Source organism: Streptomyces sp. NPDC058664, from assembly GCF_042716635.1.
Lineage (GTDB): Bacteria > Actinomycetota > Actinomycetes > Streptomycetales > Streptomycetaceae > Streptomyces.
Window position 1 is genome coordinate 1 of the sequence record NZ_JBHXRW010000027.1, and the last position, 17,834, is coordinate 17,834.

The 17,834-nt window shown below is 70.9% G+C and carries 18 protein-coding genes and 2 rRNA genes; 9 read left to right on the top strand and 11 right to left on the bottom strand.

The window, feature by feature from the left end:
- Together ACFWUY_RS22215 and rrf are read left to right on the top strand one after the other, a co-directional pair.
- A 23S ribosomal RNA gene (locus ACFWUY_RS22215) occupies positions 1-73 on the top strand; the annotation flags it as partial.
- A gap of 74 nt (positions 74-147) precedes the next feature.
- Positions 148-264: ribosomal RNA gene (gene rrf, locus ACFWUY_RS22220) — 5S ribosomal RNA — on the top strand.
- Between the two features lie 76 nt (positions 265-340).
- Here rrf and ACFWUY_RS22225 read toward each other — a convergent pair.
- From ACFWUY_RS22225 to ACFWUY_RS22240, 4 genes are read right to left on the bottom strand one after another with little or no spacing between them, the layout of a single operon-like run.
- Positions 341-1,009, bottom strand: coding sequence for a response regulator (locus ACFWUY_RS22225; protein ID WP_384111376.1), 669 nt, complete (start codon positions 1,007-1,009; stop codon positions 341-343).
- Positions 1,006-2,250, bottom strand: a complete 1,245-nt coding sequence (locus ACFWUY_RS22230; RefSeq protein WP_384111379.1) for a sensor histidine kinase — start codon at positions 2,248-2,250, stop codon at positions 1,006-1,008. Before ACFWUY_RS22230 ends, ACFWUY_RS22225 begins: the two co-directional genes overlap by 4 nt.
- A gap of 13 nt (positions 2,251-2,263) precedes the next feature.
- A complete protein-coding gene (locus tag ACFWUY_RS22235; protein ID WP_384111383.1) occupies positions 2,264-3,049 on the bottom strand; it encodes an ABC transporter permease in 786 nt (261 codons plus the stop codon).
- On the bottom strand, positions 3,046-3,948 hold the full coding sequence (locus tag ACFWUY_RS22240) for an ATP-binding cassette domain-containing protein (RefSeq protein WP_384111386.1): 903 nt from the start codon (positions 3,946-3,948) through the stop codon (positions 3,046-3,048). Before ACFWUY_RS22240 ends, ACFWUY_RS22235 begins: the two co-directional genes overlap by 4 nt.
- A gap of 131 nt (positions 3,949-4,079) precedes the next feature.
- Between ACFWUY_RS22240 and ACFWUY_RS22245 the strand changes: the two genes are divergently transcribed.
- Positions 4,080-4,640, top strand: coding sequence for a GNAT family N-acetyltransferase (locus tag ACFWUY_RS22245; protein WP_384111389.1), 561 nt, complete (start codon positions 4,080-4,082; stop codon positions 4,638-4,640).
- A gap of 27 nt (positions 4,641-4,667) precedes the next feature.
- Here the strand turns inward: ACFWUY_RS22245 and ACFWUY_RS22250 are convergent, their stop codons facing one another.
- The 6 genes from ACFWUY_RS22250 to ACFWUY_RS22275 all read right to left on the bottom strand — a co-directional run bounded on the left by ACFWUY_RS22250 (position 4,668) and on the right by ACFWUY_RS22275 (position 11,661).
- A complete protein-coding gene (locus ACFWUY_RS22250) occupies positions 4,668-6,140 on the bottom strand; it encodes a type VI secretion protein (protein ID WP_384111392.1) in 1,473 nt (490 codons plus the stop codon).
- A 4-nt stretch (positions 6,141-6,144) separates the two neighbouring features.
- Positions 6,145-7,539, bottom strand: a complete 1,395-nt coding sequence (locus ACFWUY_RS22255) for an ATP-binding protein (protein ID WP_384111395.1) — start codon at positions 7,537-7,539, stop codon at positions 6,145-6,147.
- Between the two features lie 20 nt (positions 7,540-7,559).
- Positions 7,560-9,113, bottom strand: coding sequence for an SCO6880 family protein (locus ACFWUY_RS22260; RefSeq protein ID WP_384111398.1), 1,554 nt, complete (start codon positions 9,111-9,113; stop codon positions 7,560-7,562).
- On the bottom strand, positions 9,110-10,426 hold the full coding sequence (locus ACFWUY_RS22265; protein ID WP_384111401.1) for a hypothetical protein: 1,317 nt from the start codon (positions 10,424-10,426) through the stop codon (positions 9,110-9,112). The genes ACFWUY_RS22260 and ACFWUY_RS22265 overlap by 4 nt, the downstream gene beginning before the upstream one ends.
- Positions 10,416-11,255 (bottom strand): hypothetical protein, encoded by an 840-nt coding sequence (locus ACFWUY_RS22270; protein ID WP_384111404.1) that lies wholly within the window; start codon positions 11,253-11,255, stop codon positions 10,416-10,418. Before ACFWUY_RS22270 ends, ACFWUY_RS22265 begins: the two co-directional genes overlap by 11 nt.
- A 97-nt stretch (positions 11,256-11,352) precedes the next feature.
- Complete coding sequence (locus tag ACFWUY_RS22275; protein ID WP_017242359.1) at positions 11,353-11,661, bottom strand: hypothetical protein; 309 nt, start codon at positions 11,659-11,661, stop codon at positions 11,353-11,355.
- Between the two features lie 354 nt (positions 11,662-12,015).
- Here ACFWUY_RS22275 and ACFWUY_RS22280 point away from each other — a divergent pair, with 354 nt between their 5' ends.
- From ACFWUY_RS22280 to ACFWUY_RS22295, 4 genes are all read left to right on the top strand, one after another.
- Positions 12,016-13,017, top strand: coding sequence for an NlpC/P60 family protein (locus ACFWUY_RS22280; protein WP_384111407.1), 1,002 nt, complete (start codon positions 12,016-12,018; stop codon positions 13,015-13,017).
- Positions 13,018-13,257: 240 nt separating this feature from the next.
- A complete protein-coding gene (locus ACFWUY_RS22285; RefSeq protein ID WP_384111409.1) occupies positions 13,258-13,980 on the top strand; it encodes a phosphatase PAP2 family protein in 723 nt (240 codons plus the stop codon).
- A 372-nt stretch (positions 13,981-14,352) separates the two neighbouring features.
- Positions 14,353-15,195 (top strand): hypothetical protein, encoded by an 843-nt coding sequence (locus tag ACFWUY_RS22290; RefSeq protein WP_384111412.1) that lies wholly within the window; start codon positions 14,353-14,355, stop codon positions 15,193-15,195.
- Positions 15,196-15,313: 118 nt separating this feature from the next.
- Entirely contained in the window at positions 15,314-15,499 is a 186-nt protein-coding gene (locus ACFWUY_RS22295) for a hypothetical protein (RefSeq protein WP_384111415.1), read from the top strand.
- A gap of 90 nt (positions 15,500-15,589) precedes the next feature.
- Here the strand turns inward: ACFWUY_RS22295 and ACFWUY_RS22300 are convergent, their stop codons facing one another.
- On the bottom strand, positions 15,590-15,943 hold the full coding sequence (locus tag ACFWUY_RS22300; RefSeq protein ID WP_384111418.1) for a metal-sensitive transcriptional regulator: 354 nt from the start codon (positions 15,941-15,943) through the stop codon (positions 15,590-15,592).
- A gap of 193 nt (positions 15,944-16,136) precedes the next feature.
- Here ACFWUY_RS22300 and ACFWUY_RS22305 point away from each other — a divergent pair, with 193 nt between their 5' ends.
- The gene (locus ACFWUY_RS22305; RefSeq protein ID WP_327163361.1) at positions 16,137-16,757 is read left to right on the top strand and encodes a DUF47 family protein; all 621 of its coding nucleotides are present in this window, start codon (positions 16,137-16,139) and stop codon (positions 16,755-16,757) included.
- A gap of 5 nt (positions 16,758-16,762) precedes the next feature.
- Entirely contained in the window at positions 16,763-17,761 is a 999-nt protein-coding gene (locus tag ACFWUY_RS22310) for an anion permease (RefSeq protein ID WP_384111421.1), read from the top strand.
- The last annotated feature ends 73 nt before the right edge of the window (positions 17,762-17,834 follow it).

The window sequence follows — 17,834 nt, forward strand, 5'->3', positions numbered from 1 at the left end:
GTTGATAGGCCGGATGTGGAAGCCCCGTAAGGGGTGGAGCTGACCGGTACTAATAGGCCGAGGGCTTGTCCTCAGTTGCTCGCGTCCACTGTGTTAGTTCTGAAGTAACGAACTGTGCCGATTTCCGGTTGGTTAACTTCATAGAGTTTCGGTGGTCATAGCGTTAGGGAAACGCCCGGTTACATTCCGAACCCGGAAGCTAAGCCTTTCAGCGCCGATGGTACTGCAGGGGGGACCCTGTGGGAGAGTAGGACACCGCCGAACAATCATTGTGGGAAAGCCCCGCACCTTCTGGTGCGGGGCTTTTCTGCGTTTACAGGCCGGACGGGCCCGGGCCCTTTCAGGTCGGTGTGACCAGTTGTGTGTCGTACGCCAGGATCACCGCCTGGACGCGGTCGCGGGCGCCGGTCTTGGCGAGGATGCGGCCCACGTGGGTCTTCACCGTGGACTCCGCGAGATGCAGGCGTTCCGCGATCTCGGTGTTCGTCCAGCCCTGGCCGATGACCGTGAGGATCTCGCGTTCCCGGTCCGTGAGGGAGGCGAGGCGGGAGTCCTCCTCACGCGGGGCCGTCGTGGGGGCCGACGGCAGATGGTGGACGTAGGCGTCCAGGAGACGGCGGGTCAGGCTCGGGGCCACCACCGCGTCGCCGCTCGCGACCGCGCGGATGCCCGCGAGGAGCTCCTCCGGCTGGGCGTCCTTCACCAGGAAGCCGCTCGCGCCGGCGCGGAGGCCGTCGTACGCGTACTCGTCCAGGTCGAAGGTGGTGACGATCAGGATCCGGGTGCGGTCGCCGGTGGCGATGATGCGGCGGGTGGCCTCGATGCCGTCGAGGCCGGGCATCCGGATGTCCATCAGGACGACGTCCGGATGGAAGCGGTCGACCAGCCGGATGGCTTCGGCGCCGTTCGACGCCTCTCCTACGACGGTCATGTCGTCCTGGCTCTCGAGCAGCATGCGGAAGCCGAAGCGCTGCATCGGCTGGTCGTCCGCGATGAGAACGGTCGTCACGAGGGGGAGCCCTCCCGGGGGAGTCGGAGTCGGACGGTCCAGCCGCCGGTCGGCAGCGGGCCGCAGTCGAGTGTGCCGTCGTAGAGGGCCGCGCGCTCGCGCATGCCCGTGAGGCCCTGTCCCTGGCCGGGGGAAGGGCGGCGCGTCGTCGTTCCCGTGTCGGTGACCTCCACCCGTACCTCCGCAGGGGTGTGTGCCAGGAGGACGGTCGCCCTCGCTCCGTCGCCGGCGTGCTTGAGGGTGTTCGTCAGGGCCTCCTGCACCACCCGGTAGACCGTCAGCTGGGCGCCCGGCGCGAGCGGTCGGGCGATGGGTTCGTCACGGAGGTCGAAGCGTACGGACAGGCCCGCCTTGCGCACGCCGGTGATCAGGGCGTCCAGGTCGGCCAGGGTGGGCTGGGGGTCGCGTACCGCCTCCTGCTCGTCGTCGCGGAGGACGCCGAGGAGGCGGCGGAGTTCCCCGAGGGCCTCACGGCTCGTCGTACCGATGGCGTCGAGGGCCTGGGCGGCGCGCTCGGGGCTCTTCGCCGCCGCGTACCGGCCGCCGTCCGCCAGACCGGTGATGACCGAGAGGTTGTGGCCGATGATGTCGTGCATCTCGCGGGCGATGCGGGTGCGTTCGGCCGCCGCGGCGAGCCGAACCTCCTGGTCGCGCTCGATCTCCAGGCGGCGGGCCCGGTCGACGAGGCCCGCCGTGTAGTCCTTGCGGGCACGGACCGCGATGCCGAGGAGAGCGACGAGCGCGTACGCCCACAGGACGGGGATGACGCGCTGGTCCCAGGCCTCCCGGGAGAAGCGCAGCGCCCCCGTCACGAGGGGCGGCACGATGAAGGCCAGGGACCACAGGAGCGCGCGGGGCGGGCGGAGCAGCGCGATGTGGAAGACCGGGAGCATCTGGAGGTAGGAGGCCTGGAGGAAGGCGCCGGAGGCGTCGCCGGCGAGGGCCGCGCAGGCCATCACGGCGAGGACGGCCAGGGGGTGGCGGCGGCGCCAGTACAGCGGCAGGGTGATGACCAGGCCGAGGACGGTCACGAACCAGGTGGGGAGGGTCGGGTCGGGGGCGGTGTTCCGCCAGCCGCCCGACGCGTCCACGAGCGCCGCCACCGTCCAGAGGAGCGTCACGGTGGCGTCCCACGGCCAGGGGTGCCGGGTGTCGAAGGCCCGGAGCCGGTCCAGCAGGCGCTGGACGTGTCGGCTCAGGCCCGTCGGTCCGGCCGTGTGCGGCGGCTCCTTCGTGGTCATGCCGTCATCTTCCTCATACGTCCCGGCGGTTGAGCAACAGGGCGGGGGCGGCGAGGGCCGCGACCGCCCAGAGGAGCAGGGCGAGCAGGGCGGCGCCGGGGGAGGCGGCACCCGGCAGGGGGGTCGCGGAGCCGAGGGCGCCGGCCGCCTGGGTGGGGAAGTACCGGACGGCGGTGTCCATCGCCTCGTACGGGAGCATTCCGAGGACCTCGGGGACGATCAGGACCCCGCCGACGAACGCGCCGATCGCGCCCGGTACCGAGCGGAGGGCGGCGCCGAGACCGAGGGCGATCACGCCGAGGAGGGTGACGCCGGCGGCGTTGCCCGCGACGGCGGCGAGGACGCCGTCGTCGGTGAGGGAGGCGGCCTGGTCGGTGTCGGAGAGGAAGAGCTGGGCGGTGAGGAAGGTCAGTAGGGCGGTGAGGAACGAGAGCGTGAAGACGGTGGCCGTGTAGACCGCGGCCTTCGCCCACAGGACGGGGAGGCGGCGTGGGACGGCGGTGAGGGAGGCGCGGATCATGCCCGTCGCGTACTCGCCGGCCGTGACCAGGATGCCGAGGACGGCGAGGGCGATACCGCCGAGCTGGGAGCCGTAGAGGGTGAGGACGACGGTGTCGACGTCGGAGTCACCGCCGTCGGAGGTGTAGGTGGCGCCCATGAGGACGCCGACGCCGAGGACGAGTGCGACGGCGGTGAGGACGGTGGCCCAGGTGGAGCGGACGGTCCACAGTTTGTGCCACTCCGAGTGGAGTACGCGCGCGTGGGTGAGGGCCGGGGCGACGGTCGGGGGCGTGGTCATGCGGGGGCTCCCTGGTATTCGACGGAGTCGTGGGTGAGGGCCATGAACGCCTGCTCCAGGGAGGCGGCCTGCGGGGTGAGTTCGTGGAGGGGGACGCCGTGGGCGGCGGCCGCGCGGCCGATCTCCGGTGCGTCGGGGCCGGTGACGAGGAGGGTGTCGGGTGCCTCCACGGTGATTCCGGCGCCCGGCAGCAGGGTGCGCAGCCGGGCCGCCTCGGGGGTGACGACCTTGGCCGAGGCGCCGCCGGAGGCCCGTACGAGTTCGTCCACGGTCGTGTCGGCGAGGAGCCGGCCCTTGCCGATGACGATGAGGTGGTCGGCGGTGAGGGCCATCTCGCTCATGAGGTGGGAGGAGACGAGGACGGTACGGCCTTCGGCGGCCAGGGTTTTGAGGAGGGTGCGGATCCAGAGGACGCCCTCGGGGTCGAGGCCGTTGACCGGTTCGTCGAGGACGACGGTGGCCGGGTCGCCGAGGAGGGCGGCGGCGATGCCGAGGCGCTGGCCCATGCCGAGGGAGAAGCCCTTGACGCGTTTGTGGGCGACAGGGGTGAGGCCGCTGAGGGCGAGGACCCGCTCCACGCGTGCGCGGGGGATGCCGTGGGTGTGGGCGAGGGCCATGAGGTGGTGGTGGGCGGAGCGGCCGGGATGGATCGAGCGGGCTTCCAGGAGGGCGCCGACCTGGGTCAGGGGCGCGCGGTGGGCCGCGTAGGGGCGGTCCCCGATGGTCGCGTGGCCGCGGGTGGGGGCGTCGAGGCCGAGGATCATGCGGAGGGTGGTGGACTTTCCGGCTCCGTTGGGGCCGAGGAAGCCGGTGACGGCGCCGGGGCGGACGGTGAAACTGAGGTCCTCGACGACGGTGGTGTCCCCGTACCGCTTGGTGAGGTGCTCTGCTCGGATCATGCTTCGACGTTAGGGAGCGGGCGGCGGAGGGACGTCCGACCGGGGGCGGGAGGTGGGCGGTGGGCGTAGTACCTGGGTACGACGGGGGAAAAGGCCTTGTCAGGGCGGGAGGCGCTGGTCAGGATCGCGGCATGGACTATTCGATACGCACCGTCCGCGCCGACGAATGGGAGAAGGCCCGGGAGTTGCGGCTCGCGGCGCTTCAGGACCCGGTCGCGCACCTCGCTTTCCTGGATACGTACGAGGCTGCCGTGGAGCGGCCGGACTCCTTCTGGCGGGAGCGGACCGAGGGGGGATCGGAGGACGGGCCCGGCGCGGTGCGCCAGTTCGTCGCGGAGGCACCGGACGGGCGCTGGGTGGGCACGGTGACGGTGCTGGTGGAGCGGGTCGGGGCCGAGCTGATCTTCGGGGCCGCACCCGAGGTCGAACAGACCCATGTCGTCGGGGTGTTCGTACGGGAGGAGGCGCGCGGCTCGGGGGTGATCGACGCGCTGTTCGAGGCGGCGGCGGAGTGGTCCTGGTCGCTGGTGGAGCCGCGGATCGAGCGGACGCGGTTGTACGTGCACGCCGAGAACACGCGGGCGCAGGCGGTGTACCGGCGGCTCGGATACACGGCGACCGGTGCCCGGGTCGCCGTGCCCGGCAGCGAGGACGAGGTCGAGCTGGAGTACGAGCTGCCGCGACCGGTCTGATCAGCCGCCCTGATCGGGCGGGTGCGGTCAGTGGCTGAGCGAGTTCTCCGGCCAGCGGGTCCTGGCCTGTTCGCGGGAGCGCATCAGGGCCAGGGTCGGGAGGCCCTGGGTGGTTCCGGTGGCGAGGAGTTCGGGGAGCCGGGGGAGCGGGGCCACGGCTGCGACGTCCTCGAGGACGAGCGTCAGTGGTGGGTCGAGCCGACCGTCGGATGACCGTGCGGCCATGCGGCGGCCGTGCTCGACCACGCTTGCGGCGAGGGCCGTCAGGAGCGGCATGGCGCCGGGGTGGGCGCGGGGATCCTCGATCGGTTCCCCCACCACGTAGAGGGTGCCCCCTTCGGGGAGGAAAGATGCCAGTGCCAGCGAATCCGTTCGATTCGGGGTGCAGGCCTCGCGGATGTGGACCGAGGCCAGCGAGGCGAACGCACGGGCCGTCAGTTCCTGGGCGGTGCGGCGGCTTTCGGGGTGGGCGGTGAGGGCCGATTCGAGGAGCCCCGCGTGGCCCGAGGCGGCCTTGGGGTGGCTGCGGAGGATCCGTACCGGCTCGGGGGCGCCGGTGCCCTGGGCCCAGCGGTGGACCTGGCGGAAGGGGCGTCCGTCGACGGCGGCGGCGTGCAGCCAGCAGCGCAGGAGCGTTTCCGCGGTGTCGGCGGTGGCCGCGTCGAGGCGGGAGTGCGGGCGTACGGGGGCGAGCAGTGCGGCCGCCCGTTCCTGCGCGGTGTCCGGGTTCTCGCAGCCGTCCGACGGGGACCAGTGGAGGCGGGCCGGGGTGTCGCAGAGGTGTCCGGGGTCGTAGAGGAGGACGGGGCCGAGCTTGCCGCGCGCGTCCTTGGTGGCGGCCCAGACGGTGGGGTCGGAGGTGACGACGAGGACCGGGCCGTCGGCGTCCTGGATCGCCTGGACGGCGGCGGGGCGGCGGGCCTCCGGGGGGCCGTAGAGGAGGCTGGGGGAGGTGCCGGGGGCTTCCCACAGGGGCGCGGGTGCCTGGGCCGGCCGCGGGGTCGGCGGCTGTTCCTCGGCGGGACGGCGCGGGGCCGGCGGGCTCGCTTCTCGTACGGGCGCGGGGGCCTCGTCCACGGGTGCGGGAGCCTCGTCCCGTACGGGGTCGGGGTCTTCGTCCCGCACCGGCCCGTACGCCCCCGCCCTGCGGTGCGCGCGGACCGTGCGCCAGCGGGCGATCGTGCCGAGGACGAAGACCGCGAGGACGATCAGGATCATCGCCTCGCCGATCAGCAGGCCCCAGAAGAGCCCGTATCCCGAGAGCTGTCCCGGCGGGGTGGTCGGCCAGGCCGCCGGGAGGTCCGTGGGGGCGGTCACCAGGGAGCGCAGGGCGGACGGCGTGCCCGTGAGGGTGATGCCCTCCGGCCAGGCTCCGTGGGAGAGGAGGGCGGCCAGGCCGGTCGCCGTCCACACCAGGACCGTGAGGCAGAGGAGGAGGCCGAACAGGCTGAGCAGGAGCCCGTCGGAGATCCCTCCCCCTCCCTTCCGTGCCGTGTCCATCCGGTTACGCCACCGTCGACTGGGACGTGCCGTTCATCTGCTCCTCGATGAGGATCGCGCGCTGTTCCGTCTCCCACTCCAGTTCCGGGTCGACGGCCGAGGCCTCGGTCATGGCGCGGTCGGTGTAGACGAGGGGGCGTTCCTTCTCGGTGATGAGGTGTTTGACCACCTGCACGTTGCCGTTGACGTCCCAGACCGCGATGCCGGGGGTGAGGGTCGGGATGATCTCGACCGCCCAGCGGGGCAGGCCGAGGACCCGGCCCGTGTTGCGTGCCTCGTCGGCCTTCTGGGCGTAGATGGTCCGGGTGGAGGCCATCTTGAGGATCGCCGCGGCCTCCTTCGCCGCCGCTCCGTCGACGACGTCGGAGAGGTGGTGGACGACGGCGACGAAGGACAGGCCGAGCCGGCGGCCGAACTTCAGCAGACGCTGGAACAGCTGGGCCACGAAGGGGCTGTTGATGATGTGCCAGGCCTCCTCGACGAGGAAGATGCGCTTCTTCCGGTCGGGGCGGATCCAGGTGTGCTCCAGCCAGACGCCGACGATCGCCATCAGGATCGGCATGGCGATGGAGTTGCGGTCGATGTGGGACAGGTCGAAGACGATCAGGGGCGCGTCGAGGTCGATGCCGACGGTCGTCGGACCGTCGAACATGCCGCGGAGGTCACCGTCCACCAGCCGGTCGAGGACGAGGGCGACGTCCAGGCCCCAGGCCCGTACGTCGTCTATGTCGACGTTCATCGCCTCGGCCGATTCCGCCTCGGGGTGGCGGAGCCGCTCCACGATGTCGGTGAGGATCGGCTGCCGGTCGGTGGTGTGGTCGATGACGTGGGCATGGGCGACCTTGAGCGCGAAGCCGGACCGCTCGTCGAGGCCGTGGCCCATCGCCACCTCGATGATCGTACGGAGCAGGGCGAGCTGTCCCGTGGTCGTGATCGAGGGGTCGAGGGGGTTGAGGCGGATCCCGGAGTCGTTGGCGACCATCGGGTCCAGACGGATGGGGGTTATCCCCAGCTCCTGGGCGATGAGGTTCCACTCGCCGACGCCGTCCTCGCCCTGTGCGTCGAGGACGACGACCTGCCGGTCGCGGAACCGGAGCTGGCGGAGCACGTACGTCTTCTCCAGGGCCGACTTGCCGTTGCCCGACTCGCCGAGGACCAGCCAGTGCGGGGCGGGGAGTTGCTGCCCGTACAGCTGGAAGGGGTCGTAGATGTACCCCTTGCCGCTGTAGACCTCGCGGCCGATGATGACGCCGGAGTCGCCGAGGCCGGGAGCGGCGGTCGGCAGGTAGACGGCCTGGGCCTGCCCGGTGGAGGTGCGGACGGGCAGACGGGTCGTCTCCACCTTCCCGAAGAGGAAGGAGGTGAAGGCTTCGGTGAGGACGGACAGCGGATCTCGCATGGGTCTGTGCCCCTTCGGCCCTAGCGGCGGATGCCGGTCGCGAACGGCAAGGTGTTCACAAAGGCCCGGTGGTGCTCGCGGTCGCACCACTCCAGCTTGAGATACGACTTGCCGGCGGAGGCCCTGATCGTGCGCTTGTCCCGGGCCAGGGCCTCGGGCGAACGCGACGACACCGTGATGTACCCGACGAGGTTCACCCCGGCCGCGCCGCTGGCGAGATCTTCACCCCGCTGGTCGAGCCGGCCGTGGGCGGCGATGTCGCGCGGGTCGACCGTGCGGTTCATCTTCGCGGCGCGGCTGGCGTCGGCCTCGTCGTTGGTCTTCTCGGTGAGCATCCGCTCGATGGCGACCTCGGTGGGCTCCAGGTCCATGGTCACGGCGACCGTACGGATCACGTCCGGGGTGTGGACGAGGAGGGGGGCGAGGAAGTTGACGCCGACCGGGGTCATCGGCCACTCCTTCACCCAGGCCGTGGCGTGGCACCAGGGGGCGCGGGTGGAGGACTCGCGGGTCTTCGCCTGGAGGTACGTCGGTTCCATCGCGTCGAGTTCGGCCGGCCAAGCGTTTCGTTTCGTCATGGCCTGGATGTGGTCGATGGGGTGGTCCGGGTCGTACATGGAGTGCACGAGGGAGGCGAGCCGGGACTGGCCGAGGGGCTGGCGGACCCGGATGTCGGCCTCGGCGAGGCGGGCGCAGATGTCGGTGAGCTCGCGGGCCATGACGACGGCGAGGCCGGCGTCGCGGTCGAGGCGGCGGGCGCCGGAGGCGTGCTTGGCGGCGCGGGCCATGGCGTTGGCCTCGGCGGCGAGGTCCCGCGTGTAGTGCATGCAGGCGACGAGGTAGGCGCGGTGCTGCTCGCTGGAGGTGGAGACCATCGACTGGAGCTGGTCGTACGACTCCATGAGCCACGCGGGCGCGTGCGGGTCGCCGCGCTGGCCGACGTCCTTGGCGTGCGCGTCCGGGTCGGCGGGGAGGGTGCGGGCCAGCATCTGGAGGCGGGTGACGAAGCCGTCGCCGTTGGCGACGTGCTTCAGGAGGGTGCCGAACCGGTCGACCAGGGCCTCCTGGTCCTCGCTGTCGCGCAGGCCGACGCCGGGGCCCTCGATCTCGATGGCGGCGGTGACCGTACGGCGGTCGGCGTGCAGGAGGACGGCGATCTCGTCGGGGCCGAAGGGGGCGGCGAGCCAGCCGACGCGGCCGATGCCGGGTGGCGGGCCGACCTCGACCTCGCGGCCGTCCAGGCGGGTGCCGGCCTCGGCGACGACGGAACGGTAGGCCGTACCGCGCTTGAGCATCCGCTTGTAGCTGCGGTTGATCTCGAACCACTTGTAGAAGGTGCGCTGCTTGTACGGGAGGTACACGGCGGCGATGGCGAGCATGGGCAGACCGGCGAGGAGCGCGATCCGCACGGGGAGGACGGGGACGAGGAGTCCGCTCATCATGCCGAGGAAGGCACCGACGATGATCAGGGCGATCTCGCCGGTCTCGCGGTTCTTGCCGACGATCGCGTTCGGCCGGGCACGGCCCACGAGATACGTACGGCGGGGCGCGACCGGCTGGGACTGGGTCGTCAACGCCCTCCACCTCCAGAGTTCTTGCGGTTGCTGTGCGGGGTGCCCGTGGTGGGGCTGCTGCTACGGGGCGGGGGCGGGGGAGTCGCACCGCCGCCACCGCCGCGGCTGCTGTGGGCGGCCATGCCGCCGGACATGGGGTTGGCGGGGCGGGCGGCCTGGGCGCCGCTCTGGCCGCCGCCGTCGCCGCGGGAGCTGTGGGTCTTGATGCCCTGGGAGACGAGGGAGGCCGGGGAGGTCATGACGGCCGCGGCCGCGTTCTCGCCCGCGCGGTGGAGACGGTTGTTGCGGGAGGCGGCGATCTCGTCGCCGAAACCGGGGACGAAGCGGTAGATCATCGCGGAGGCGAAGATCGCGAGCAGGATGATCGCGAGTCCGGACACGACGGCGGAGAACGAGTCCGGGCCGGTGCCCGAGGAGAGCGCCCCGGCCAGCCCGAGGACGATCACGATGACCGGTTTCACCAGGATGATCGCGATCATGATGCCGGCCCAGCGGCGGACGTGCCCCCACATGTTCTTGTCGACGAGGCCCGAGTAGACGACGACACCGAGGAGCGCGCCGACGTACAGCATGACGGCGCGGAGGAACAGCTCCAGGTACAGCACGCCCGCGGCGACGACCGTCACCAGGGACACGATGATCAGCATGATCGGGCCGCCACCGATGCTGTCGCCCTTCTGTAGGGCCTGCTTGAAGCTTCCGAAGAAGACGTCGGTCTGCTGGCCGGTGCCGGCGGCGATGACCTCGGTGACGGCGTCGGTGGCGTTGACGACGGTGTAGAGGATCAGCGGGGTGAAGGCGGAGGCCAGGACCGTCAGCCAGAGGAAACCGATGGCTTCGGAGAGCGCGGTGGTGAGGGGGACGCCCCGGATGGCGCGCTTGGCGACGGCGAGCAGCCAGATGAGGAGGGTGAGGAAGGTGGAGGCGGCGAAGACGATCGCGTACCGGCCGAGGAACTCCATGTTGGTGAAGTCGACGTCGGCGGTCTCTTTGACGGCCTTGGAGAGGTAGTCGATGGTGGCGACGGCGGCGTCGGCGCAGCCCCGGGCGAGGGAGGCGAGGGGGTCGAGGGCGGTGGTGGGGTCGGTGAGGGTGGACCTGTCGGCACCACCACCGGTTCCGGGACGGTCGGTTTCGGAGCAGTAGTCCCTTGCGGGGCCGCGGATCAGGTCGCAGGGATTGTTGCTGCTGCTCGGGCTGGGGGTAGGCGTGGGCGCGGCGAAGGCGCGGCCGGCGAAGAGCACGGCGGCCGTCTGGGCCATGCCGAGCGCCGCGGCGACCCTGGCGACGCGCGGGAGGCGCTTACCGGGCATAGGTGAAGCCTCCGAACTGACCGACTGCGTCGCTCATTTCCTCCGCCGTGGAGGCCCTCTGGTCGCTGCCGACAGGCACCGGTCCGTCCTTCTGGCTGAAGGCGGTGACCTTCCAGTCCTCGTCGACCCATTGCAGGTCGTACGTGTTGGTGTACCAGGCCTCGGAAACGGGGTTCTTCGAACCTTCACCGGCCATCCCGAACAGGGACGAGTACCAGACCGACACCGTGGCCTTGTCGTCCGTGTAGCTCTCGACCTTCGTCCCCACGGGGATGATGCGGGAGATGAAGGTCAGGCCCTGCGGGGTGGTGCCGTCCTCCTGGAGACCGATTCGGCCGAGGAAGCCCTTGTCGCTGTACACCTTGTCGAGATCGCCTTGGCGCGCGGCGGCGACGGCGGGGGCGTAGACCGTGTGCACGATCTCGTTCCGCCCCGAGCCGGTGAACATCTCGGCCGAGCCCAGCGCCACCGCGTAGTTGGACGCCGCGCTCTGTGCGCCCTGTTCGTCGTGGGCGTAGCCCGTGGGGATGGTGCCGTTCTTGCCCGTGACCGGGCGGACGCCCGTCGCCGCCGTCGGGGCCGTCTTGTCCGGGGTGTCGGCGGACGGGCCCGCCGCGCCCGCCGGATCGCCGCCGCCGCGGTTGGCGAAGGCGATCGCCGCGACGAGGAGGACCACCACGCCCACGACCGTGATGAGGGAGCGGGAGCTGCGGACGGGGCGGCGGGCACCGCCGTAGACGTCGCCGCTGTTGCCCTCGGGCAGGCGGGTCCGGGTCTGGCCCGAGCCGCCCACGCCGCCGAAGCTGTCGTGCTCGTCACCGGGACTCATGCCGGGTACGCCCCCTCACTGGTTCGCGGTACGGGCAGGCTGCAACATGACTGGACATCGGGAACGCAATCTCAGGAGGACGGGGTCCGACGGGGTATCAGACGGCCATCCCGTACACGATCGTGAAGAGCGTCCCCAGGGAACCGATGATGAAGACCCCGGTCAGGCCGGCCACGATCAGGCCCTTGCCCTGTTCCGCGCTGAACGTGTCGCGGAGGGCGGTCGCGCCGATGCGCTGCTTGGCCGCTCCCCAGATCGCGATGCCGAGGCAGAGCAGGATGGCCACGGCCATCACGACCTCGATCATGATTTTGGCCTCGGCGCCCAGACTGCCGAAAGGGCCCCAGTTCGGGGCGATTCCACCGATGATGGTGGTGATGTCGCCCTTTTCTGCCGCCAGGTACATGTAACTCACCGCCCCTGTTGGGTAGTTAGCTGCCCCTGCCGGACGGCATGGGTCATCACCCTATCTTCGCTGATGAAACCGCCCGCGTGTGACGGCTTGGCGGCTCTCTTTACCCGATCCCCGCACACTTGACCGGTCTGACCGTCTTGACCTGCGATGGTGTGGCCGGTTTCCATGCGAAGAAGCGTATGGTCACTCTGTGTATCACGGAGAGTGACTCCGGGCAATGATTGTCGTTGTTGCACTCTTGGGGCCGCGTCGGGGCGGGTCTCGCCTCCTAGACTGGCTCCCCGGGGCGTACTGCCATGAGCCGAGGGGTGGTTGACGGTGCGTAGGGCTGGCAAGGCGTGGCTGATGGGCGGAGGGGTCTTCGGGATCTGCCTCGGCTTCGTCGCACTGCTCGTCGTCGGTACGTACTCCGCCGCGGCCGGTCTCATCGGCGGCGCGGGCGGCTCCAAGAACGGCACCGTGGCGTTGGCCAAGGGTTCGGTCCCCGCCCTCTACCAGGGGCTCGTGCAGCGGTGGGGGAACCTCTGCCCCGCCATCAACCCGGCCCTGCTCGCCGCCCAGCTCTACCAGGAGAGCGGCTGGAACCCGCGGGCCGTCTCCCCCGCCGACGCCCGGGGCATCGCCCAGTTCATCCCCGGCACCTGGGCCGGGCACGGTGTGGACGGCGACGGGGACGGCGACCGGGACATCTGGGATCCAGCGGACGCGATCCCGTCGGCGGCCTCGTACGACTGCGAGCTCGCCGGCTACGTGAAGGACGTGCCCGGCGACCCGACGAGCAACATGCTGGCCGCGTACAACGCGGGCGCGTACCGGGTGATCAGGTACGGCGGGGTCCCGCCGTTCACCGAGACCCGGAACTACGTGCGCATCATCCGGTCCCTGGAGAAGAGCTTCGCCCGGCCCGTGGGGCGCGTCGAGCCCTCCCGGCAGGCGGCGGGCGCGATCCACTACGCGCAGCAGAAGCTCGGCACGCCGTACCTGTGGGGCGGTACGGGCACGGCCGCGCAGAACGGCCGGTTCGACTGCTCCGGGCTCACCCAGGCCGCGTACGAGAGCGTCGGCATCGACCTGCCGCGCGTCGCCAACGACCAGTACAACGCCGGGCCGCATCCGAGCAGGGACGAGCTTCTCCCGGGCGACCTGGTCTTCTTCTCCGACGACCTGACCAACTCCCGGGCCATCCGGCACGTCGGCATCTACGTCGGCGGCGGGTACATGATCGACGCACCGCGCACCGGGGCGGTGATCCGTTTCGACCGGATCGACACCCCGGACTACTTCGGTGCGACCCGGGTCACGGCGGAGGGCGCGGCGGCGCTGCCCACCCGTCTCCCGCAGAGCTGAGCCGGGCGGACGGGAGGTCGGACCGCCGGCCGGCCTGTGGGGCTCGGGGCGTACCCGACATGGCTGGAACTCTCCGTCATGCACTGGCCCTGAGCTGCGGTGCACCGTCACTCTTCGATAACGTCATCATGATCCACCGGAGAGAGCGGAACGTGGGCCTCAGGCGGTTCGTTCCCTGATCCGACCACTCTGACCACGGGGGTTGGAAACCACAGACACGAGAGCAAGGGGCCTCAGCAGATGGCTGGACTCGCATCGGACGGCTCGAACCCCGATGTCAGCCTGCTCTACGACATCAACGGGCTGGCCAAGGCCGCCCCGCCGTGGTTCGACCGCGTCATGGAGTTCGTCGGCGAGTACGGGATCATGCTCGCGATGGCCCTCGTCTGCCTGTGGTGCTGGTGGAGCGTCCGCCGCCGCGGCACCCTCGCCGACTCCGTCTCGGCCGTCGCCGGGCTCGTGTGGGCCCCGCTGGCCGCCGGAGTCGCCCTCCTGGTGAACGTCCCCATCCGGGACTTCGTGGAGCGCCCCAGACCCTTCAAGGACCATCAGGGGCTCGACGTCCTCGTCGACGGGAAGACCGACTTCTCCTTCGTCAGCGACCACGCCACGCTGGCGATGGCCCTCGGCGTCGGAGTCTTCGTCGCCCACCGGGGGTTCGGGCTCGCCGCCATCGGACTCGCCCTCGCCGAGGGCTTCGCGCGGGTCTACATGGGCGTTCACTACCCGACCGACGTGATCGGCGGCTTCGCCCTCGGTACGGCGGTCGCACTGCTCCTCGCCCCGCTCGCCCTCGCGCTGCTCACCCCGGTGGTCTCCGCCGTCGCCCGCTCGGTCCGCTGCGCCGGGCTCGTCCGCTCCCGCCGGGCCGCGGCGCCGCGGTGCGCGGAGGCGGTCGGCATCCCCGAGTCCCGGGTCGGCGCCCCGGCCTCGGGCACCGGCAGGAACGACCTCGCGGCCTGACCCGGCCCGATCCGACCCTGCCCGATCCGGCCTGACCCGGGCTGATGGGCACGACGTCCTCAGGTCCGGCCGACGCCCTCAGGCCTCTCCGGTGCCCGCCGTGCGGACGTGGTCCGCCGCGTCCGTACGGGCACGGTCCCTGGACCTTCGTGCCGGGCCCGTCCAGCCGCAGCTGCAGCGTGCCAGCGCGAACGAACCGCGCTCCGTCGTCGTGGCCGTGTGATGAGTGGACTGCGCGTGCACACCACCACCGTACTGCGCGTGACGACACGCCCCGACCGTCGTTATGCGGATCGGGTCTCCCCGGCCCACGGACCCGGGGAGGGGCGGGTCCCGGGCAAACAGCGGTGAGGCGTTGGGGGTTGGCAGGCGATGGTGGTGCAGCGGTACGGGCGTCCGCACGGTCGTACGAGCGGGGTGTTCGCCGTCACCGCCGCCCTGGTCGGTTCCCTCGTCGGGACCACGGCGGTCACGGGGTGCGCCGCACCCGAGGACCCGAAGCCCACGGTCGATCCCATGCTCGCCGTACGGAACGCCGCCGACGCGCTGACGAAGGCCGGCACCTCCAAGGCGAGCACCTCCATGGAGATGGCCTCCGGCGGGACCCGGGTCACGATCCGGGGCGAGGGAGGTTACGACTTCCGGCGCCGCACCGGGCGGCTCCAGGTGGTCCTGCCGAAGGATCCGGCCGGGACCGGCGACCACCGGCCGATCACCGAGCTCCTCACCCCCGGCGCCCTCTACATGAAGAACAGGGGAGCCGGCGTGCCCGCCGACAAGTGGGTCCGGGTCGACACCACCGCCCTCGACGACGGGAACCTCGTCACGGGCGGCGCCACCGACCCGGCCGCGGCGGCCGAACTGCTCCGGGGCGCCCGGAAGGTCACGTACGTCGGCGAGGTCGAGCTGGCAGGGGTGAAAGTCAGCCACTACCGGGGGATCGCCGACATCGCCCACGCCGCGCGGGTCGCCTCGCCGCAGCTGCGCGGGCCGCTCGCCGCGGCGGCGAAAGGGTTCGCCACGGACACCGTGCCCTTCGACGCGTACCTCGACGGGGAGGGGCGGCTGCGGAAGGTGCGCCACCAGTTCAGCTTCAGCAACCAGGGCCGTACGGTCGCGGTCGCGTCGACGACGCTCCTTTACGGCTTCGGCGTCCGCGTCGAGGTGACGCTGCCGGACCGCCGGGACATCTACGCCGGGAAGATCAAGGCCTGAACCGGGCCGACGCTTGTCCGGACCATCGGCAAATGGTCCGGACGTGTCATGCGCGGTGCGTGTCGCCGTCCCTACGCTGGGAGACCGCTGGGAGACCGACGCCGGCAGGAAGAGGTGGATGCGCGTGGCCCCGCCCGGTACAGCAACCGTGTCCGCGGACCCGGACTCCGTCGCCCTCGCCGAGATCGAACTGTGCGGCGAGCTGATCATCGCCGCTTCGGCGGCGGACGGGGAACGGCTCAGCGCCGACCGCATCGACGAGGTGCTGCGGGTGGCGGCGGAGCGGGCCGTGAAGGACCGCTGAGGGGCGCCGGCGAGGGGCACGGCCCGAGTCCCCGCCGGCCCCCGGACCCCGTCCCTCACCCTCGTACGGTGGGACGGGGCCCCTCGTGCCTCAGGTGCGCAGCATGCGGGCGATGGCCTTCGTGGCCTCCTCGACCTTGGCGTCGATGCCCTCGCCGGTCGCCGCCGCGTCCGCGACGCAGTGCCGCAGGTGCTCCTCCAGGAGCTGGAGCGCGAAGGACTGGAGCGCCTTCGTCGAGGCGGAGACCTGCGTGAGTATGTCGATGCAGTAGACGTCCTCGTCGACCATCCGCTGCAGACCGCGGATCTGGCCCTCGATCCGGCGGAGCCGCTTGAGGTGCTCGTCCTTCTGCTTGTGGTAGCCGTGCACGCCGTGATCGTGGTCGGTCGCCCCGACGGCCCCGACGGCCTCGGGGGTGACCTGGTCCGCCTCGGTGGTCGTCATCGCGTCCTCCCGCTGTCCATTAAGGGGGTGTATACCCCTCGTGGGTATATGGTACCGATCCCCGCCGATCCGGGCGGGGGCCCGTGCTGTTCACTGTGCCTGATGGGCGACACTGAGAGGACGCCGGTTAGCCGTGGCCGGATGATGCGCCTAGCATCAGCCTGACCGAAACCCAGCACCCCGAGGACCCCACGTGCGATTTCGTCTGACCCCCAGGGAGACGAGCTTCTACGACATGTTCGCCGCGTCCGCGGACAACATCGTCACGGGCTCCAAGCTCCTCATGGAACTGCTCGGAGCGGAGCCTTCCGCCCGGGCCGAGATCGCGGAGCGGATGCGGGCAGCGGAGCACGCCGGCGACGACGCCACCCACGCGATCTTCCACCAGCTGAACTCCTCCTTCATCACACCCTTCGACCGCGAGGACATCTACAACCTCGCGTCCTCCCTCGACGACATCATGGACTTCATGGAGGAGGCCGTCGACCTGGTCGTCCTCTACAACGTCGAGGAACTCCCCAAGGGTGTCGAGCAGCAGATCGAGGTCCTGGCGCGGGCGGCGGAGCTGACCGCCGAGGCCATGCCGAACCTGCGGACGATGGCCAACCTCACCGAGTACTGGATCGAGGTCAACCGTCTGGAGAACCAGGCCGACCAGATCCACCGCAAACTGCTCGCACAGCTCTTCAACGGCAAGTACGACGCCATCGAGGTGCTGAAGCTCAAGCAGATCGTCGACGTGCTGGAAGAGGCGGCCGACGCGTTCGAGCACGTGGCCAACACGGTGGAGACCATCGCGGTCAAGGAGTCCTGAGCTTCGTGGACACCTTCGCTCTGGTCGTGACCATCGGTGTCGCGCTCGGCTTCACGTATACGAACGGCTTCCACGACTCCGCCAACGCCATCGCCACCTCGGTGTCCACGCGGGCGCTGACGCCCCGCGCGGCGCTCGCGATGGCGGCCGTCATGAACCTCGCCGGTGCCTTCATGGGCAGCGGTGTCGCCAAGACGGTCAGCGAGGGGCTCATCGAGACCCCGGTCGGCGACAAGGGTATGGGCATCCTCTTCGCCGCGCTCGTCGGCGCGATCATCTGGAACCTGATCACCTGGTACTTCGGCCTTCCGTCCTCCTCCTCGCACGCGCTGTTCGGCGGCATGGTGGGCGCGGCGCTCGCCGGTGGCACCGAGGTGCTCTGGGGCGGCGTGCTCGACAAGGTCGTCATCCCGATGTTCATCTCGCCGGTCGTCGGCCTCGTGGCCGGTTACCTGGTGATGTGCGCGATCATGTGGATGTTCCGCAAGGCCAACCCGCACAAGGCCAAGCGCGGTTTCCGCATCGCGCAGACGGTGTCGGCGGCCGGCATGGCGCTCGGCCACGGTCTGCAGGACGCGCAGAAGACCATGGGCATCGTGGTGATGGCGCTGGTCATCGCCGACGTGCAGCAGGCCGGCGACGACATCCCGGTGTGGGTGAAGATCGCGTGCGCCGTGATGCTCTCGCTCGGTACGTACGCGGGCGGCTGGCGCATCATGCGGACGCTCGGCCGGAAGATCATCGAGCTGGACCCGCCGCAGGGCTTCGCGGCGGAGACCACGGGCGCGTCGATCATGTTCGGGTCGGCGTTCCTGTTCCACGCGCCGATCTCGACGACGCACGTCATCACCTCAGCGATCATGGGTGTGGGTGCGACGAAGCGGGTCAACGCGGTGCGGTGGGGCGTCGCCAAGAACATCATCCTGGGCTGGTTCATCACGATGCCGGCGGCGGCGCTGGTCGCCGCGACGAGCTTCTACGTGGTGCAGCTCTTCTTCGGCTGACGGGTGGCGTCACCCCTGGTGCTGCTGGGGGTCCGGGGGTTGTCCCCCGGGGGATGCAGTATCACGATGCCGG

Excerpts from the sequence above, each read along its gene's own strand:
- ACFWUY_RS22255 (WP_384111395.1), bottom strand. The coding sequence starts at position 7,539 with ATGCGAGATCCGCTGTCCGTCCTCACCGAAGCCTTCACCTCCTTCCTC.
- ACFWUY_RS22280 (WP_384111407.1), top strand. The coding sequence starts at position 12,016 with ATGGGCGGAGGGGTCTTCGGGATCTGCCTCGGCTTCGTCGCACTGCTC.
- ACFWUY_RS22230 (WP_384111379.1), bottom strand. The coding sequence starts at position 2,250 with ATGACCACGAAGGAGCCGCCGCACACGGCCGGACCGACGGGCCTGAGC.
- ACFWUY_RS22275 (WP_017242359.1), bottom strand. The coding sequence starts at position 11,661 with ATGTACCTGGCGGCAGAAAAGGGCGACATCACCACCATCATCGGTGGA.
- ACFWUY_RS22270 (WP_384111404.1), bottom strand. The coding sequence starts at position 11,255 with ATGAGTCCCGGTGACGAGCACGACAGCTTCGGCGGCGTGGGCGGCTCG.
- ACFWUY_RS22285 (WP_384111409.1), top strand. The coding sequence starts at position 13,258 with ATGGCTGGACTCGCATCGGACGGCTCGAACCCCGATGTCAGCCTGCTC.
- ACFWUY_RS22300 (WP_384111418.1), bottom strand. The coding sequence starts at position 15,943 with ATGACGACCACCGAGGCGGACCAGGTCACCCCCGAGGCCGTCGGGGCC.
- ACFWUY_RS22290 (WP_384111412.1), top strand. The coding sequence starts at position 14,353 with ATGGTGGTGCAGCGGTACGGGCGTCCGCACGGTCGTACGAGCGGGGTG.
- ACFWUY_RS22240 (WP_384111386.1), bottom strand. The coding sequence starts at position 3,948 with ATGATCCGAGCAGAGCACCTCACCAAGCGGTACGGGGACACCACCGTC.
- ACFWUY_RS22265 (WP_384111401.1), bottom strand. The coding sequence starts at position 10,426 with ATGCCCGGTAAGCGCCTCCCGCGCGTCGCCAGGGTCGCCGCGGCGCTC.
- ACFWUY_RS22295 (WP_384111415.1), top strand. The coding sequence starts at position 15,314 with ATGCGCGTGGCCCCGCCCGGTACAGCAACCGTGTCCGCGGACCCGGAC.
- ACFWUY_RS22245 (WP_384111389.1), top strand. The coding sequence starts at position 4,080 with ATGGACTATTCGATACGCACCGTCCGCGCCGACGAATGGGAGAAGGCC.
- ACFWUY_RS22235 (WP_384111383.1), bottom strand. The coding sequence starts at position 3,049 with ATGACCACGCCCCCGACCGTCGCCCCGGCCCTCACCCACGCGCGCGTA.
- ACFWUY_RS22250 (WP_384111392.1), bottom strand. The coding sequence starts at position 6,140 with ATGGACACGGCACGGAAGGGAGGGGGAGGGATCTCCGACGGGCTCCTG.